General features: G+C 36.3%; 15 protein-coding genes. 4 read left to right on the top strand and 11 right to left on the bottom strand.

Features of this window, described 5'->3' with window-relative positions:
* The first annotated feature begins 181 nt into the window (after positions 1-181).
* Complete coding sequence (locus tag NE558_RS13565) at positions 182-553, top strand: winged helix-turn-helix transcriptional regulator (RefSeq protein ID WP_256150690.1); 372 nt, start codon at positions 182-184, stop codon at positions 551-553.
* On the opposite strand, the gene NE558_RS13560 is transcribed toward NE558_RS13565, so the two are convergent.
* The 5 genes from NE558_RS13560 to NE558_RS13540 form a co-directional block, all read right to left on the bottom strand.
* The gene (locus NE558_RS13560) at positions 550-1,113 is read right to left on the bottom strand and encodes a DUF2318 domain-containing protein (RefSeq protein WP_256150688.1); all 564 of its coding nucleotides are present in this window, start codon (positions 1,111-1,113) and stop codon (positions 550-552) included. The genes NE558_RS13565 and NE558_RS13560 overlap by 4 nt on opposite strands.
* Positions 1,114-1,361: 248 nt before the next feature.
* On the bottom strand, positions 1,362-3,200 hold the full coding sequence (locus NE558_RS13555) for a sulfite exporter TauE/SafE family protein (protein ID WP_256150687.1): 1,839 nt from the start codon (positions 3,198-3,200) through the stop codon (positions 1,362-1,364).
* A 10-nt stretch (positions 3,201-3,210) separates the two neighbouring features.
* On the bottom strand, positions 3,211-3,378 hold the full coding sequence (locus tag NE558_RS14790; protein WP_256150685.1) for an LDCC motif putative metal-binding protein: 168 nt from the start codon (positions 3,376-3,378) through the stop codon (positions 3,211-3,213).
* A 243-nt stretch (positions 3,379-3,621) separates the two neighbouring features.
* On the bottom strand, positions 3,622-4,608 hold the full coding sequence (locus tag NE558_RS13545; RefSeq protein WP_256150683.1) for a serine hydrolase domain-containing protein: 987 nt from the start codon (positions 4,606-4,608) through the stop codon (positions 3,622-3,624).
* Between the two features lie 141 nt (positions 4,609-4,749).
* Positions 4,750-5,664: a class I SAM-dependent methyltransferase gene (locus NE558_RS13540; protein WP_256150682.1), complete on the bottom strand. Its 915-nt coding sequence runs from the start codon at positions 5,662-5,664 to the stop codon at positions 4,750-4,752.
* Positions 5,665-5,861: 197 nt separating this feature from the next.
* Here NE558_RS13540 and NE558_RS13535 point away from each other — a divergent pair, with 197 nt between their 5' ends.
* Positions 5,862-6,071, top strand: a complete 210-nt coding sequence (locus NE558_RS13535; protein ID WP_330643496.1) for a hypothetical protein — start codon at positions 5,862-5,864, stop codon at positions 6,069-6,071.
* 128 nt (positions 6,072-6,199) lie between these two features.
* Here the strand turns inward: NE558_RS13535 and NE558_RS13530 are convergent, their stop codons facing one another.
* From NE558_RS13530 to NE558_RS13520, 3 genes are all read right to left on the bottom strand, one after another.
* Complete coding sequence (locus NE558_RS13530; RefSeq protein ID WP_256150681.1) at positions 6,200-6,457, bottom strand: TfoX/Sxy family protein; 258 nt, start codon at positions 6,455-6,457, stop codon at positions 6,200-6,202.
* Between the two features lie 264 nt (positions 6,458-6,721).
* Positions 6,722-7,747, bottom strand: coding sequence for a patatin-like phospholipase family protein (locus NE558_RS13525; protein ID WP_256150680.1), 1,026 nt, complete (start codon positions 7,745-7,747; stop codon positions 6,722-6,724).
* Between the two features lie 710 nt (positions 7,748-8,457).
* The gene (locus tag NE558_RS13520) at positions 8,458-11,058 is read right to left on the bottom strand and encodes an HD domain-containing phosphohydrolase (protein ID WP_256150678.1); all 2,601 of its coding nucleotides are present in this window, start codon (positions 11,056-11,058) and stop codon (positions 8,458-8,460) included.
* A gap of 338 nt (positions 11,059-11,396) precedes the next feature.
* Between NE558_RS13520 and NE558_RS13515 the strand changes: the two genes are divergently transcribed.
* Together NE558_RS13515 and NE558_RS13510 are read left to right on the top strand one after the other, a co-directional pair.
* Positions 11,397-13,115, top strand: a complete 1,719-nt coding sequence (locus tag NE558_RS13515; protein ID WP_256150676.1) for a methyl-accepting chemotaxis protein — start codon at positions 11,397-11,399, stop codon at positions 13,113-13,115.
* A 199-nt stretch (positions 13,116-13,314) separates the two neighbouring features.
* On the top strand, positions 13,315-15,633 hold the full coding sequence (locus NE558_RS13510) for a putative bifunctional diguanylate cyclase/phosphodiesterase (RefSeq protein ID WP_256150675.1): 2,319 nt from the start codon (positions 13,315-13,317) through the stop codon (positions 15,631-15,633).
* A 199-nt stretch (positions 15,634-15,832) separates the two neighbouring features.
* Here NE558_RS13510 and NE558_RS13505 read toward each other — a convergent pair whose 3' ends face one another.
* From NE558_RS13505 to NE558_RS13495, 3 genes are read right to left on the bottom strand one after another with little or no spacing between them, the layout of a single operon-like run.
* Positions 15,833-16,471, bottom strand: a complete 639-nt coding sequence (locus NE558_RS13505) for a bifunctional 4-hydroxy-2-oxoglutarate aldolase/2-dehydro-3-deoxy-phosphogluconate aldolase (RefSeq protein ID WP_256150674.1) — start codon at positions 16,469-16,471, stop codon at positions 15,833-15,835.
* 12 nt (positions 16,472-16,483) lie between these two features.
* A complete protein-coding gene (locus NE558_RS13500) occupies positions 16,484-17,581 on the bottom strand; it encodes a sugar kinase (protein ID WP_256150711.1) in 1,098 nt (365 codons plus the stop codon).
* Positions 17,578-19,050: a UxaA family hydrolase gene (locus tag NE558_RS13495; RefSeq protein WP_256150673.1), complete on the bottom strand. Its 1,473-nt coding sequence runs from the start codon at positions 19,048-19,050 to the stop codon at positions 17,578-17,580. Before NE558_RS13495 ends, NE558_RS13500 begins: the two co-directional genes overlap by 4 nt.
* Positions 19,051-19,055: the final 5 nt, after the last annotated feature.

Here is a 19,055-nt window from a genome sequence, read left to right as displayed (position 1 = left end):
ACCAATCCATTTTATTCTGCCCATATGTCATGGCTCCATGCGAAAACCTAATTTTTCTTACTTATGTTATCCTTGACCAAGAATCATTCTGATGATATTATTATGACAGTTAATACAGATTTATCAAGTACGCACTTAATTGTGATATACTACCCAAAAAGATAGTATTGGAGGGAATTGAATGAAATGTAATGCTTCGCAAATCAACTGTCCCGTGGGAACAACCATAGACATCATCGGCGGAAAATATAAATCACTTATTTTGTGGCATCTAATTGACTCTACGTTAAGATTCGGAGAACTTAGCAGATTAATTCCCCAGGCAACCCCTAAAATGCTTACCCAACAATTGCGGGAATTAGAAGAAGCCAAACTCATTGTGCGAAAAGTGTACCCCGTAGTACCTCCAAGGGTGGATTACAGTCTGACAGAATTAGGAATCAGCATGCGACCCATTTTGGAGGCTATGTATAGCTGGGGACAAGATTATTTGAGAAAAAGTGGTCTAGAAATTAATTGCTCAATGAAAATGCATCTGTCTACAAATGATTAATAAGAACCTTTCCAATTTGCAAAAATCCCTTTGGATTCTTTGAGAAAGCCATATGAGATCGTGATAGAATCCTCTGTCACGGTCTTATTTTCATCAAAAATGGGCCATGGATTACAACCGCCGGCTTCAACTTCTACCCGATCCATGGAAAATTGGTTTCCACAGTTCTGACAAACAAGCAAATCTCCCTGCTGTTCATAATATCCTTTCCCTGAATCATAACAAACCTGACAGGTATTAAATGCTGTTCGAATAGAACCATCTGATGCTTTCACAGCCACCACCTCTAAGGTTGTTCCCTCCACATCAACAGGATAGAATTTTGCTGTCTCGGTTATCTCACTGATGGGTATTACAATGTCCTGATCCGCTGGGATAGCTGCAGAACTATCTTTCACCGTAGATTTTGGCTCTTCAACAGTCTGCGTACTTCCGCAAGCAGATACAAAAGATGCAACAACCAGTAACATGATAAACATTGATGTTGACTTAATGGAGAATTTCCTTTTGGGTTCTAATTTTCTTGTTTTATTATTGAGTGTGTTTTTATTTCTTTTCATAATCATTTCCTCCTGATTTGTGTGTAAAATTCTATTTATTTTTTGTTGTTTCTGTCTTTTCCTTTGTCTGATAATAAACAAAATGCGATGACAATTCCTGCAATAGGAAGTATACAATGCCAATGACTTATGAAAAAATCCATATATCATGCCTCCTTAAAATGTTATTTATATAAATACCTATGAGCTTAAATTATACAGCCTTCTTATGGCATAGTCTGTGGATTTTAATTGAATTAAAACTCACATCAATGACAACTGGATGCCCCACCCCTTCCTGCAAATGTCTGAGGAGGCCAGATCATAGGCTGGAAATCAGTTACTTCTTTCTTAATGGCATTGGTGTCTATATTTGAAGTATCCTCCACCACTTTTACATATCCAAAGAAGCTGCTATCCCCATTTGAAAATGCAAAGTCATCCGTGGGATAGACTAGGAGCGAGTTTTCGGAGGTATTCAAAGGAATCTGAGCCACATAATAGGGAATCAGCAACATAGAATTACTTTCCTTCGATGAAGAATTAAGAATGATCCATTCTGTCTCCAAATCTTTCTGTAGAACAATTACCCCAGGTTTGAATCCATCATCAGTCAGTTCAACAGTTACCCGCTGAATGTTATCTCTCTTTTCTCCAAGCCCAATCTCCTCTGTGGGAATTATGTAATCCGAGGGAACTGGTTCACCAGAAACATCCCTCTGTTCCAAAGATTTATCCCCTTCAGCAATAGCGGAATCCCCTTCCACAACACGAATTGAACTTCTTATCATTCCCATCCAACAGCTGTAAGGGAAGCTACCTGCTTTGGAAGGAGTAAATTCAATGATATTTTCCCCAGTCTTAAATTGATACTCAATGTTATACTCTGGAATGAGAATTCGATTGTTACAACCATTGATACTACCCTCAGGCGCATCAATGATCCATTTTACAGGCATTCCCTTCTCTACAGTAATAGACGGATAACTACCTGATGCAAGAGTACTATTTACAATCTGAACACCATTTTCAATCTTCACGTTATTTTTGTCAGTGTCGGCTTTAGAAGATAGACTGCCTGAAAATATTTGAGGAAATCCCCAACCCGACAAGCTCCAGCCCTGAGAAAACATTGACATCCCCAGAACGACAACCAATACCGCCCCTACTGTCAAAATTTTATTGGTAAACCTTTTCCCTAAGTAAGAACTCAGTGCACCTAGTCCAAACATCAATGGCACCGTTCCCAAACTAAACAGAAACATGGAAAGTGCACCAGCAAAGGGGCTCCCCGTGGACAATGCGTATATTTGCATTGCCTGCAATGGGCCGCAAGGCATAAGCCCATTTAACAGACCCACCAACAATGGACCCTTTCCAACTTTTTTATTTTCTATGGAATGGGAAAATAGAAAGGGAATCCGCGGTTGAAACCGTCGTAACCACGGAAAGATTCCCAACATATTCAATCCCATAATTATCATAAAGATTCCCGCAATCAATTTAATTGTCCCCTGCATGGTATTTGAAAACGTAATCAAGGAGCCTAATCCGCCTACAACAAAACCAACGGCAGTATAAGAAATCACCCGACCCAAATTATACAAAAGGCTTGGTCTAAGCGTAGAAAGAGCATCATTTTTCCCGTTCCCAGTCTTTTCAATTTGAACACATTGAGATAAATTAACACCTCCACACATCGCCACACAATGCACAGACGTCATAAGTCCAATTATAAAGAGCATGCCATGCCCCATTCTGACATCTGCCAACTGGCCTGGTGTAAATAAATTTAGAATGCCAAATTGCTGCATTAGATAATATAACGAAGGGATAATGACTAAAACTCCCGCCACCTGCTTCTTTTGAATTTGGTGGGAATCTTTGTTTGGCAACACAGTATAATCCAGTCCCTGAATCAGCGTAGTAATTCTCTGGAGGGTGATTTCATTCTCGAAAAAAGAGATATCTGCAAAACCATCTATGTAGCTCACCTGAACCGATTTTATTCCAGTTGTATTACGAAGTGTTTTTTCGATTTTATTCTGACAGCTTACACATGTCATTCCACGGATGAAAAGCCGTTTTTCCTTTATAGAGGATTCCATAAAAGACCTCCTATTTTTGTGTATTTTCTTTTACGTTTTTATAGCCGAGGTTTCTCCCTTTCTGTCGATTTAAACTACAGCAATCCGGCTTTTGGTTTCCGAAAACCTCTTGATTTGATTTTTCAAGTTGTATTACGTATCTTTTCAATGCTTCTCTTAGATAGCACCAAAGTTTCATTTAACATCCACTCCTACCATTTTTTATTTATTCTAATAAATGAATTTGTAAAAATTATGTGTTTTGATAATTTCTTTTGCTTACTATTATTGAAATCAAATCAATATCTAAAATCTATTGTCTACTTAATTCATCTTTTGTTCTAATTTTTACTCATATAAAAAACAACCTTTCCATTTGAAAGGTTGTTTTTATAATAATCACTGCTGTTCTGATTTCTGAAAAGCACCCATAGTTAAAAAATCAATTCCAAGAATCTTCAATCATAGGCTCGATATATTTCTTGATTAAAGCAATCCTATCTTTGGCATCGGGCATAAAAAAGGATGCAATAGAGACAACAATATTTTTCTTCCTATTGACATAAATTGCATTTCCACCATCTCCCAAAGCGGCATAGGAATTTTGGTCTATAATCCACCAAAGATAACCATACCCCAGATTGCCCCACTCAACACATCTGCTCTGTTCCATTGTGCTCTTGTCAATCCAATCTGCCGTTACAATTTTCTTATCGCTCCACATACCGCCATTTTCATATAAATTACCTATTTTGACCATATCAGACGGTGTCAGAAAAAGACCCCAGCTTGCCATATTTCTACCTTGAGGGTCAACAACCCATCCCCTTGTGTATTTATCATTCATTATAGAAATATGTTCTTCCTTATTGCGTAATATCACATTTTGGGTTACGTCTATTCCCAATGGCTCAAATAAGTGCTTCTTCCCAAATTCAAGAACAGACTGCCCCGTGGACCTCATGAGAATTCCTGATAAAATATGAGTTCCACCCACAGCAGAATAATAAAATTCTCCAATAGGGTTATCTCCCCCTAAGAAATTTAACGCGTCTTGAATGGGGTTTTGGCTTGTAAAAAACATTTCATAAGGCTCCACCTTATATTTATATGGAGCAGTCATTGTAAGCAAATTTTTTATAGTAATCTTCTGTATGGTCTTTTCTTCTGAGTGAGTTTGGTATTCAGGAAAAAAATCTAATACCTTTTGTTCTATGCTTTTAATATACCCTAATTCTATAGCAATCCCGAGCAACACCGAAAAAACACTCTTTGTTACCGAAGCTACATGAACAGTATGTTCAGAGGTATACCCGTTAAAGTAGTTTTCATATACTCTAACACCCTTTTTTTCGGCAACAATGCCGGCTATGTTTTGGTAGTCTCTTTGAATTATTGTATCAAATTCTTTGATTTTTTCTTCATTCATACTTCTATTTCCTCCTTTAGATATATAAAGGATATCCTTGTGGAAAGCATATAACGATTAAAAATCATTTGCAAGGCCTATTTAAAATAAAATTTATTTTATTGCTTTTTCCACTTCAAAGATCACTATTTCATGGTTTTTTTAGTTTTTTACTGCCAAACAATAATTCACATGTTCAATTGCAGACATAGGATGGGTGGGATTTTCATGATTATAGACATCAAAGTATTGGTTTGTCATTTGTTGGGGAGTTAAATGCTCATAAATCAAAAATCCGTGTTCTGAAAGAATGTTTTCTATTTCTTTATAGGAATAGCTAGCAAGCATCTTTTCCTTTGCGGATTCTGCCAGCAAAATCTGTTTACTCCAACGTTCATCTGCAATATCTGTATTTTTAATTTCTTCAGGGTAATCGAAAACAAGGGTGCTTCCCTTTGGTAAAATAGCACTAAGGATGGAGACCAATTTTTCAAAAGCTTGTTTTGATAAATAATACACAACACCAAGAATACTGCAAAAACTAATTTTGCTTTCTTCAAAACAGCTATATTTTATCAATGCCTCTTGCCATAGTTCTTTTGTAAAGTCAGCATGAATGAAGTGAACATTCTTGGGTATGTCAATCTTTCCTTTTTCAAGACGAATTTTCTTATCCTTTGCTGTGGCAGGATGGTCTATTTCAAAAATTTGTATATTCTGCGCCCAATCAGGTTGTCTGTACCCAAATGTATCATATCCTGCACCTAAAATAATATATTGAGCTGCGCCAATGGCTACAGCCCTTTGCAGTGCCGTTTCAGTGAATATTCCTCTTGCAAGGGGCGTTTGAGAAAGTTGGTTGTCAACAATCCATTTTAATGCCTCCTCATCAGTACCTGTAAAATTGGGATTAAAAAACCCAATCCCATCTGCCATACTTCTTGATATTTGAAAATATTCTTCCTTACTCAAGAGTAACCTAGCTATGCTGTCATCGAAAATTTTGATTTTGTTATTTTCAACATGGTACGCTCTTGAGAATGCACAAGCCAGTGCAGTCACACTTTTTTCTTCCATTCTAAATCACCTCTTATACTTAATACACCTAAACGGGAATGAGTACAAGACTTGAATTTTCCCTCATTTTATGGTATAGTAATCGTAGAAATTAATATTTTTTCTTGTATCCATCATTTTTATTATGACGGATTTTTCATTCTAATTCATATTTTGCCGCTGCAGTGCGACTTATAAAGCAGTATCACGAAATTGATATGGAGGAATCCAAGTTTAGCAAGCTTCTTGCAGACATCTCACCGGTGGATATCGTTGTAACCATGGGTTATAATGTGCAATGTCCCACCCTCGCCTGCAAGCATCGGGAGGATTGGGGATTGGATTATGAAACATTCATAGAAACCATTGCGCTAATTGAAACAAAGATATTGAATCTCAAAGAACGTATTCTGAATGGAAAGATATAAAAACAGCTGATAGATAAGAAAAATCTATCAGCTGTTTTAGACATCTAAATCAATCAAAAACTTCCATAACAAGAGATGGAAAGTAAAAGGATTCTTAATGGCTAATAACTAATCATCACGCCATTCCTTTATGAATTAAAAAATCTGTAAAAGTCTTGTAAATCCGCCTTACTTTCTTGAGATAGCAGGCTCTTTTTAACACCCTGAATGGCACCTTCCAAGGCACATAGGCGGTGTAAGCATGCCGATGAGTCTATGGCCCTGATCTTTAACCATGCTTCTTTACTCCCTAGCTCCTTTAGTTGATCATACGTTGTTATTCCAGCAGAATTCAATTGTTCCTCAATGACCACTCCAATATTTACAAGTTTCGCTAATTCTCCCATCTTATTTCATCCTCTCTTCATTTGTTTAAATTTCTTAGAAAACAGCATGGTATTGGTTAGAAACATATATACTTAGAAATAGTATGCCACAAAGACAGGGCAAAAAACAAGTATGCATTTTTTTCTCATCTCTTAGTAATCACCTCAAATATCCTCTTGAAGCTGACATATGGTTAATAAAAAGAATCTGCTGACATTCCATTCCGTTGGATTAGAAAAATCCAATTGCAAAATGTTTCGGTAGAAGAGCTGTCCACCATTCTTTCATTGAATCTCTGCTCCATATCTGCCATCGCTAAAAAATTCTTTTGCTGCTTCATAGCCTTGGCGATATAAAAAGCGATAGGCTACATCATTAACATCAATGTCAAAGTCTAATGCTTGGATGTCGCTTGTATCAACTGTAATAGAGCGTTCTTTATTTAATGGATTACTTTCATAAATTTGCTGCTGAATATAAGTAGAGGCACGCAAAAGGCTATCTATATATTGCCAAAGGTTATCAATATGGGTATGACCATATTTATATTTGAATCGAACACCAAGGGTTGACATATTTACACCATCGTAAAGATTATCACTATACATGGGATAGTCAAAAATATTTAAAGGGTAATTATGCAATAACCCCCCATCACAAAAAACATTTATAACGGAATTTCCCAAAGTATTGGTTCTTTCCCTGATGACAGCCTCAAAAAAAATAGGAACTGACATAGAAATTCGTACTGCTTGGGCGACCTCCATTTTTGGTGTTGTATCATAGGAAAAAATTTGCGTTGTTTTTAGAGATATGTCCGTTCCAACCACATACAAATCCAGAAATGGTCTGCCGTCTTTATGGAGCATTGGATCTTTAAAATCAGCAAAAGTATAAGGCGGCGCTTTTTTTGTAGGATCAAATTGGTCACCAATCACACCCTTTATCCAATCATAAAAATACTCTGTAGAAAACCAGCCATATCGGTTTATTAAACGATAAACACAACTCATGTCTCCCAAAAATTTTTCAAGCCGTTCGTTTATTTCCTCTGGCATAAAACCAAAATTCTCTATCTTTCCTTTTGACGGGACCAGCCTGTAATCCAAGGTATTGCAAATTTTCCGGCTCTCCCCAAAAGGAAGGTTAAAGCTAGTAATACATGCTGTGACAGCACCGGCTGATGTGCCCGCAATCCGAGTAACATCTTCCATATGACCATTACGAAATAAATAGTCTAATACACCTAGATATGATACTCCAAGTATTCCTCCACCCTCAAAAACTAAATTTTCAATTTTATTAAACACTGATATCACCCTAACTATTCTAATAGTAAATTATATTGCTAAGATGATGATTTTATTTTGTGAAAAGGTGTATATATCAATTTTTTATCCAATATTTGTAAATTTAACTGGATTTAATCATTTTATATATTATTACATTGCCTCCAAAAGTAGTTTTAAAAAATCAGAAATAAATAACAAAATAATTTTCGATAATTAAAAATGAACTCTATAAACCAAAAAAAGACCTTAATATCAATAAGGTCTTTTTATTTCAAGCTCAAAAAAACTTTTATATTACTATAAAAAATTATAACCCTTTCGTAACAATCCGCACAGTCCCGTTTGTTCATCGCTACAAAACGGAATGTATTTGGAGTCTGCTCGAAAGGGTAAAAAGGAGTTTTCTTATAGGCTTTTGCTTTATTCATGGATTTGGCCATCCCATGTTCAACTGAAAAATAGATCTTTTTTGCTTTTATCCTGCCTTTCTTTGGTTCTTAATATATACTATGTTTGTCCCGTCATATATGTTCGTCCTGATTCAATAAAATACAAAATATGTTTATAAAACGGAATAATACAGGCAATTTCCCCTATCAAATTTAAAAATAAGCAGCACAAGCCTTCTCTAATACCATAAAACAATTCATTTTATTCTCATACCAAAATAAATTGTTAGGGCTAAGATTCTTTCTCATATTCGATCTTCCCCCGGAGCAAACTATGAATCATTGACATTCATTCCTTTGCAAAATACTCAAAAACACTTGCACAATATTAGGATCGAACTGAGTACCTGAACAACGAATCAGCTCCAGCATAGCTTCTTCTTTACTGAAAGCGGACCTGTATACACGCTCCGAAGTCATAGCTTCATAAGAACCGGCGACCATAATAATTCTGGAAACCAAAGGTATTTCTTTGCCTTTTAGACCTCTTGGGTATCCTGTCCCATCCCAACGCTCATGATGTGCCAAAATATAGTCCGATAAATAGGCGAATGTGTCTATCGACTTTAGTATGTGATACCCAACCTCAGCGTGCCGTTTAATGATTTCATACTCCGAAGGGGTTAGTCTATCCTGCTTTTCTAAAATCCCCCTATCAATGGCTATCATTCCAATATCATGCAAAAAACCTGCCATTTCGATTTCCTGTAAAAGCTCTTGATTCAACTGTAATGCCTTACCAATCCTTTTGCTCATATCTCCAACATTTTCAGAATGCAACTTCTCCCTAGGATCCTTTTCGTGCAAGGTATGTATAATAGTTTGTATAGTAGTTTCTTTCATTTGCTGACTTTCAATTAATTTACGCCGATACATATCCTTTTCCGCTTTCAAATAAATTTCTGAGATTTTCTGTTCTAAGGTTGTTTTGGTTGCCCAGCCAATGGAGACAGAAATTGTCGTATTATTGAGCCTTTGATTTGATATTTTATGATAAATTCTATTTATCACAAGCTCTGTTTCTTGATGATCTGTTTTTGGCAGCAAGATAACAAATTCATCTCCACCAATACGGCAAATAATATCATCCTTTCTGCAAATATCTACCAATGCTCTGGAAACAATTTGTAATAGCTTATCCCCATTCTGATGACCAAAGGCATCATTAATCAGCTTTAAACCATTCACATCAATGAGTGCCAAAGATAAAGGAATAACCGATTCTTGTTCTAACCTATTTATCTCATTTTCAAAAAAATGCCTGTTATATAGTCCTGTCAATTGGTCATGGGAACTCAAATAGGATATTCTTGCTTGTTTTTCCTTCTTATCTGTATAGTCCCTAAAAACAACAACTAATCCTTTAATATTACCCCAATCATCCAAAATTGGAGCAGCACATTCTTCAATGGCGATCTCTTCGCCATTCTTTTTTATCAGTAAAACATTTGCTTCTAATCCATTATGTTCTTTGCATTCCCCAATATTTTTTATAGGAGTAATACACTTTTCACGCGTATTTTCATCGACAATATGAAATACCGTTTCAAAAGGCATGCCTAGGGCATCTCCCATACTCCAACCTGTCAATTTTTCTGCCACATCATTCATAATTAGAATATTGCCCATTGCGTCTGTCGATATCACTCCGTCCCCCAAAGAATGAATTGTAGTTTTAAACAACAACCTTTCTTTATTTATGGTTTCTTTTGCATCAAATAAATCTTGATTTTTTTCTTCTAATTTCATAATATAGTTGGAAATTTCATTCAGCATATAAATAATTCCATTTGATAAGACTCCAATTTCATCTTTTCTTACCAAATATTTAGGGGGCAGAGTAATAGAACCGTTCTTAGAAAAATGATTCATCTCATCACAAATTTTTATAAGGGGAGTCGAAAAATGCTTTCTTAATATCAATAAAACCAACGATAACAACAAAATGATTAAAAATAAAATACACAAGTTCATGAGTACAAATTTATGAATAGGTGCTAGTATTTTCGAGCGCAATATATCTGTTACTACAATGATATTTGTATCTTTCACCGGGAAATAAGCGAGATACTTCTCCTGTCCTTCATAAGTGTATTGCGATACCCCGCTTTTTCCTGAAAGAACTTCTGCAACCAATTCCGGAGGGAGTATATCCTGTATGTAGTCATTGGTTCGTTGAAAGGAGCCCCTTCCCTTGGCATTATACAGTATGAGTCCCGAATCATATATTAAATCTATATCTGCTTCGGATTCCCCATTATAATTATCCATAATTGCATGAATATTTTCCATCAAAATATCCAAACCGAATGCTCCCACAATTTCATTATTATCCTTCAAGGGTGTGGCTATGGTTATTGCAGTTTTCTTAGAAATCATATCTACGTAGGGGGCTGTAATTGTGGTTTTATCTTGTTCAATCGTATTAAGATACCATTCTCTCTTTGATAAATCATATGTGGGATCCATATCATAATCATAAAGATTCGTAATTAAGTCATCTTCGTTTTCCAATGCTAGGGCTATATATGCCTGGGCAATATTCTGATCCAAACCACGAATATTTTCAAGCTGTTTGCTCACCTTCCCATATAAAGGGTTCTCTCTTTTTTGATGACGGTCTTTCACCTCTTTTGCTATGTTAATGAATTCTTCATTATTCTTCCCTTGTTCAACAATCAAAATATATTTCTGCAAAAAGACCTCAATTTCGGAACAAATATTTTCAGACTCTTTACTAAGCTGCTCCATGCCTCTTTGCTCCAAATAATCTTTAATTTGAACATTCAAAAAATTATAATAAATAATAAACAACAGAAAAATAAATAGAAATATGGTCAATCCGATTTTTTTAACTATACTGTTTCTTAAACCACCCATTTGATTGCCCCCTATATTATCAGAAAAGGTACTTTCGAATCTAAATAAAAAATGAAGCATTACATAATAAAAGAAATTCAATATAATTATATCAAAAATATGGTAAAAATAAAGAAAATTTGTAACTTTTGCAATTTTTTGTAATAAATAATAACTTTGATTAAGCATTAATTCTATTTAAAATCCTATCTTCGGTATAGGCAAATTAATCTATACTTTTCCAAAAACATCGTTTATAATAGAAATGATCTATTATTACTTAAGATTATTTCTTTTACACGTCAATTGAAGAAATAGAGCATACACATGGAAAACAATGGTTTTGAGGAGGAAAAAACTTGAAAAGCATCAAAAGTAAACTTATTTTTACCATACTGATTTTAGTAATTATTTCATCATCCCTCACTGGATTCATCGGAGTAGCAGAAAGCTTTAAATATACGGAACAAATTATGGACACCTTAATTGAGGATAGGCTGACCAGTTCAAACAATATGCTAGAGACTTATCTAAAGGAACAATTTGGCACTCTAAATTTAAATGCAAACAGTGATTTGGTTGGATTGAATCAACAGCCTTTAGAAGGAAACTTTGCCTATATTGATAAGTTTTCCGAGGAAATGAATGTTGTTGCAACGGTCTTTGTGAAAAAAGGCAGTGATTTTAAACGAATCATTACTACAATCAAAGATGAAAATGGAGACCGCGTAATCGGTACTAATCTAGATACAACAGGTAAGGCATACGAAGAAGTATCTAAGGGTAACACCTTTTGGGGAGAAGCAGATATTCTTGGTTCTAAATACATGACCAGTTACCGCCCCATTTATGATGGAAAACAACAGATCATTGGTGTTTATTTTGTAGGTATCCCTGTAGAAGATGTACATAGTATCTTGACCAATGGACTGATAGCAACAATAAAAATTGTGCTTGCTTTGGCTGCCTTGGTTTTACTGCTTGTGGGTATCATTACTTATTTTATAAGCAGGGGAATCGCCAGACCTATTCAAAAGGTTACCTCTGCAGCACAGCAAATAGCAGAAGGTAATTTCAATGTGGAGCTTTCTCTACATTCGACAGATGAAATTGGACAGCTTGCCAAAGCCTTTCGGCTAACCATTGAGCAATTGGAAAATTACCAAGGCTATATTAATGAAATAGCGGAAGCCTTGCATAAGGTTTCTTTGGGAGATCTTAAAGTTACGTTACATCGAGAATATAATGGCCAATTTAAGAAGCTGAAAGATAGTATGGATATTCTTGTTAACAATTTGAATGGAACCTTACTGCAAATCAGCCAATCTGCTGACCAAGTACATAGTGGTGCTGAACAGGTAGCAAACGCTGCGCAGGCTCTATCTCAGGGCGCCACAGAACAAGCAAGTTCCATTGAAGAATTATCTGCATCTATTGCTGCGGTAGCGGCACAAATTGAAAGAAATGCAGCAAATACAACAGTTGCACAAGAAAAAGCTGAATTTGCTGGGAAAGAAATGACTTTAAGCAATAGTGATATGAGACAAATGACTGCAGCAATGAATGACATATCAGTTATGTCAATGGAAATTTCTAAAATCATAAAAATTATTGACGACATTGCTTTCCAAACGAATATCCTTGCGTTAAATGCCGCTGTGGAAGCTGCCCGTGCAGGAGCGGCAGGAAAAGGATTTGCAGTTGTTGCAGATGAGGTAAGAAATCTTGCTGGAAAATCGGCTGAGGCCGCTAAAAACACAACTGTTTTGATTGAGAAAACTATCCATGCTGTAAAAAACGGCTCTCAGATTACTGAAAAGACTGCAGGTTCCTTAGCTACCAGTGCCGATGTTACCAACGAGGCCATTGTTCTCATTGAACAGATTGCCCAAGCCTCTCAGGAGCAAGCAGCAGCCATTGCACAAATTAATTTGGGGATAGAGCAAATTTCTACTGTTGTTCAAACCAATGCTGCTACCGCTGAGGAAAGTGCAGCAGCAAGCCAAGAGCTGTCTGGTCAATCTAATATATTAAATGATCTTATCTCAGAATTTAAGCTTGATGATTCTATTATGTAATTAAAACTTTAGTAGCATAGGAAAAGAAAGTAAATGAATGATGTAACATAAAAGGAATGACTTGCGTATTTTCACCCATGTTTCACTGAAAAAATCTAACAATCAGCTGCAAATATCAATTTGATATTTGCAGCTTTTAAATCCACTTTATTCTCAAATGAAGGGTTTAAGCCATCATATCTCTAGGAGGATATGCCTTATGCAAAATTATCAAAGGAATCTTTTTTTAGTGTTTCCATTGCTTCTTGCCTTTTTCTTTTACATAGCTAGCATTATCTTAAAAAATGAATTATGGAGTGATGTCCTTTCCCCTGGAATTGCCTTATTATCTTCCTTATTTATTTTTCTTTCAATATTGGATAAGAGGAGCAACAAAATACAGGGCATTTTACTATTGCTTTGCTGTTTTATATGGGGAGCAGCAGATTTTTTGTGGTTCATTTCTGAGGATTTTGTAAGAGCGAATCCCACGTATATTCCTCTCTACTATTCTCTTTATGTATTTCCAAATATTTTTTTCGCTATTTTCTTAACTCATTACATTTATAAAAGTCACATTAACTGGAATATATATCAATTGATTATTGATATATTGGCTTTTTGTGCACTAGGTATGCTTTTGCTTTGGTCAACCATATTTTCTAGTATGGAGTTTAAGGTTTTATTTAATTTTGATCATGCATTCATTGCATTTTATATCTTTTTAGATTTTTATGTTTTAATTGAAATACTTATCATTTGTCTCTCGAAAGATTTTAAAATTGAGTTTGGATTTTTACTTATCCTAGTAGGAATATTTATTTTCACTTTGACGGATTTTTATTATGCATTCCTTAGCATAGATAACGAGTATACTGCTAATATACTGGTAGATATAACATATATACTATGCCTAGTGCTTTTCTCCTTAGGTACCTTTTATGACATGATAAATCCATCATTCCATAAACATCAGAAACAAAAAGAGATATCCGAAAATTTAAGAAAACCAGACAAAGTAATATTCATTTTGCTTGTATTATTTTCATTCTTTTACTTTATTGACTATTTAAGCTTTAATTCGTACATTCAAATTATCATGTTATGTGTGATTTATTGGGTATTATCTACAAATATTCGAGCTAATGTGCTTGATCGGCTAATGCTGAAAACAGAGAAAGAAATCAATGAATATCTTGAAAAACAAATCACTGAAAGAACAAAAGCATTAAATTTAGCAAATCAGAATTTAGAGGAAATTTCAAACCGTGATGTCCTGACAGGTCTATACAACCGAAGATATCTGATTTATCATTTAGATAATTTAATTTCAGCCAATGAAATTGAAAACTTTGCACTGCTCTACATAGATGCAAACCGATTTAAGCCAATTAACGACTCTTACGGACATGCAATTGGAGATAAGGTTTTGGCCGCCTTGGGTAACCGCTTTTCATCATTCTGCTCTGCTAAGTGCACACCTTTTCGTATTGGCGGCGATGAATTTGCCGTAATCATTGAAAATTATAAGGATAAATTAGAAATATCCAACATCGCAGATAAAATATTTGAAATACTGCAATTGCCTATTTCTATTTCCCCTTACATCTTTACTTTAACGGCAAGTATTGGAATTACTCTCTATCCGGAAGATTCTACTGATAAAGATGTTCTAATACGATATGCAGATATTGCAATGTATGAAGTAAAATCAAGTCATCATAGAAACAACTATTTATTTTTTGATAAGAACTTTATAGAAAAAATAAATAAAAAACAGGAAATCGAATTTTTACTGCAAAATGCTGATTACAATAAAGAATTTATGCTATTTTACCAACCTCAATACAATATCGAAAGTCAAAAGCTCGTTGGCATGGAAGCCTTAATTCGTTGGCAGCACCCGAAAAAAGGACTTATCTCACCGTCTGAATTTATTCAGATTGCTGAGGAAACAGGAATGATCATTCATATAGGAGAATGGGTTGCTGAAACTGCTTTTTCCCAAATAAAAAAATGGAATGAGACCTATTCCATGAATTTAAAAATGAGTATTAATATTTCACCTGTTCAAATTAAAAATATTGGTTTCATTGAATGGTTAGAGGAGAAAATAAAGGCAGAAGGGATTCATGCGGAATGGATTGACTTAGAGATTACTGAAAGCGTTGCTATGATTTCCACAAATTCCATTGAAAAGATATTTCATTTCTTAAATGAGATGGAAATTGGCATTTCAATTGATGATTTCGGTACAGGATATTCCTCACTTAGTTATATTCGAAAATATAATATCGACCGCTTGAAAATTGCGAAAGAGCTGATTGATGCCATTGCATATGATGAAAACGCCCTCTTGATTGTTCAAGCTATTATCATGATGGCAACTGGTATGAATCTAAAAACAATTTCCGAAGGCGTAGAAAATGCTGAACAACTGGAGATTTTAAAAAAATTGGGCTGTAATGAAGTGCAGGGCTATATTTTCGGTAAGCCTGTGCCCAGCGGCGAATTCGAAAAACTTCATTTAATGAAATAAATCAAAAAAAGACTGAAGCAAACAAACATGAAAATTGCTCCAGTCTTTTTTCTGTGTCTACACCCACTGCCAGAGTATGAACGGGGTATTCTCAGGCAGTGGTGAATCCATGATTCTATTAAAATAAATATTACTAGCGGGAATCAAAAAACTACTTTTCATAGAAAAGCCTAATCCTTTATAGTGACATGCTATACGATTAGCCTCTTACCTCTGCAACAATGTCTGCGGCCTTACGGCAAAGAGAGGTAATCTCAGCCCAGTCCTTGGCATTAATCAATTGATCGGTAACCATGAAGGAGCCCCCAACAGCACAAATGCTTTTAAAGGACAGATATTCCTTTAAATTGTCCAAGCTGATGCCACCCGTAGGCATAAATTGAAACTGATGATATGGACCGGATAATGCCTTGATGGTAGACAAACCACCATATTGCTGTGCTGGGAAAAACTTGAAGGTCGTCAAACCCAAGTCATGGGCAGCTTCAATTTCCGTAGGTGTAACACAGCCGGGGAAAATCGGAATATTTTTTTCAATACAATAAGATACAATTTTAGGGTTAAATCCAGGAGAAACAATAAACTGTGCTCCTGCTTCCAACGCTCTGTCAACTTGCTCTTTATACAAAACTGTGCCTGCACCCACAATGATATCAGGATAATTTTCTCGCATCAGCTTCATTGCTTTATCTGCGCCCTCAGCACGGAAGGTGATTTCTGCAACAGGCAACCCACCCTCAATAAGAGCTTTCGCCAAAGGCAATGCATCTTCCTCCGGACGTTCTAATTTAATAACAGGTACTACACCGATTTTAGAAATTCTTTCTGCGATAGTCATATTTTTTCCTCCTTAGCGCTGTACTCTAGCACCTGCGCCACCCATCAATGCTTCTACTTCCTTACGACTTGCCATGCTGGTATCCCCAGGAGTTGTCATCGCCAATGCGCCATGAGCCGCACCATAATTTACTGCTACTTCAGGCTCTCCGGTCTCCATTAGTCCAAAAATCAAACCGGAAGCAAAGCTATCGCCGCCACCAACTCGATCCATAATTTCCAAACCATCATACTTTTTAGAGAAGTAAATTTCTCCATTTGCCCAGCACATTGCCGCCCAGTCGTTTACTGTAGCAGTTTTTACACTTCTTAATGTGGTTGCCATTACCTTAAAGTTAGGGTATGTTTCTGCGGCTTTTGCCATCATCTTTTTATAACCGTCTAAGTTTAATTCCACCAAATTTTCGTCATTACCTTCAATTTCAAAACCAAGGCAAGCTGTGAAATCTTCTTCATTACCAATCATAACATCGATATATTTGGCAATTTCCTTGTTAACGGCCTGAGCCTTTTCTTGTCCGCCGATGGATTTCCACATAGAGGGACGATAGTTCAAGTCATAGGATACAATGGTTCCATATTTTTTTGCTGCCTTTACTGCTTCAATGGTGACTGCTGCACTGTTTTCAGATAATGCTGCAAAGATGCCGCCGGTATGCAACCAACGAACACCCAAAGTTCCAAAAAGATAATCAAAATCAAAATCGCCTGGCTTCATCTGCGCAATGGCTGTGTTACCACGGTCTGAAACACCCACAGCACCACGGACACCATGGCCTCTTTCTGTAAAATTCAAACCATTACGTGTGGTTCTACCTATACCATCATATGGTAACCATTTGATAAAAGAGGTATCTACGCCACCTTGCAATATAAAATCTTCAATCAAACGGCCGATTTCATTATCGGCAAAAGCTGTTAAGATAGCAGTTTTATAGCCAAAACAACGACGGAGTCCACGGGCAACGTTATATTCACCGCCGCCTTCCCAAGCACGGAACTGTCTTGCTGTTTTGATTCTCCCCTCACCGGGATCCAATCTCAGCATTACCTCACCTAAGGAAACCTGATCAAACATACACTCTTCTTTTGGTCTTAACTGAATCATTATAATGTCACCCCATCTTTAAAAATTGCAATTTCTCTATACTCATTTTCTTCATTTTTTGCAAGCTTTCCATTTGCAGTTTCTTTTAACAAATTCATAAGCTTTTCCGTTGCTTCTTCAAAGCTTGTTCCCTCTAAAATCATACCAGCATTAAAATCAATCCAATTAGCTTTGTGCTCAGCCAATGCAGAGTTTGAAGAAATTTTTAATGTAGGTACCACTGTGCCAAAGGGTGTTCCACGCCCTGTCGTAAATAAAATGATATGAGCACCTGAAGCCGCAAGGTTAGTGCAAGATACCATATCGTTACCAGGGCCTGTCAGTAGGGAAAGTCCTGCCTTTTTTACAGGTTTTGCATAGCCTAAAACATCGGTAACAGTGGCCGAACCACCTTTTTGTATACAGCCAAGAGATTTTTCCTCCAGTGTCGTTATGCCCCCCGCCTTATTTCCCGGGGAAGGATTTTCATATACAACCTGATTATGGCTTACATAATAATTTTTGAACTCGTTTATCATTTCTGTAGCCTGTTCGAAAATCTCTTTGCTCTGGCAACGAGCAAATAAACTGTCTTCAGCCCCAAACATCTCCGGAACCTCTGTTAAGATTGCCCTTCCTCCTGCGGATGTATGCAAATCTGTCAAACGACCGCAAAGGGGGTTTGCGGTGATACCGGAAAAAGCATCGGAACCACCGCACTTAAACCCAATAATTAATTCCTGAAGAGGAATTTTTTCTCTTTTGTCCTTTTCTGTCAGCTGGAAAAGAGTTTTTAAAAGGGCTAATCCCTTTTCCATCTCGTCTTCTTCCTCTTGTGTAATCATAAAACGAATTCTCTCGTTGTCATACTCACCCAAATAAGGTTTAAAAACATCAAGGTTATTATTTTCACAGCCCAAAGACAAAACAAGCACACCACCAGCGTTAGGATGTTTTGCCAAAGCCGCCAAAGTTTTTTGCGTTGTAGTCTGATCCTCGCCCATCTGGGAACAACCGTAGGGATGGGTCATTGCCAGTACAGGCATACCCAATTTTTCAGCTTCCTTTGCTAATCGTTCTGCAGTTTTATTTACACAGCCCACGGTAGGTACAATCCAAATATCGTTTCTGATGCCAACCCCACCATTTTTTCTGCGATATCCCATGAAAAACCCATCCTGTTCATTCCAAAGGTATTCCTGGGTACTGTGAAATTCATAGGCACCACTTTCCGCTAGATTGGTTTTTACATTATGAACATGTACATGTTGTCCTTTTTCAATCTTTTTTGTGGCATGACCAATGGGACTTCCGTATTTTAATACGTCTTCCCCTTCTTTGATATCAAAAAGAGCAATCTTATGGCCAAAAGCAATATCATCTTTCGCTACGAGGGTAGTTTCACCAAATTGGCAAGTAGCTCCTTGTTTTATATCACAAAGAACCACCGCAACACTGTCCTTTGGATTTACAATAATTATGTTATCCTTCATGGTGT

It is taken from the genome of Anaerotignum propionicum, assembly GCF_024461735.1.
Taxonomy (GTDB): domain Bacteria; phylum Bacillota; class Clostridia; order Lachnospirales; family Anaerotignaceae; genus Chakrabartyella.
This window is presented reverse-complemented; position numbering and strand designations above follow the sequence as displayed.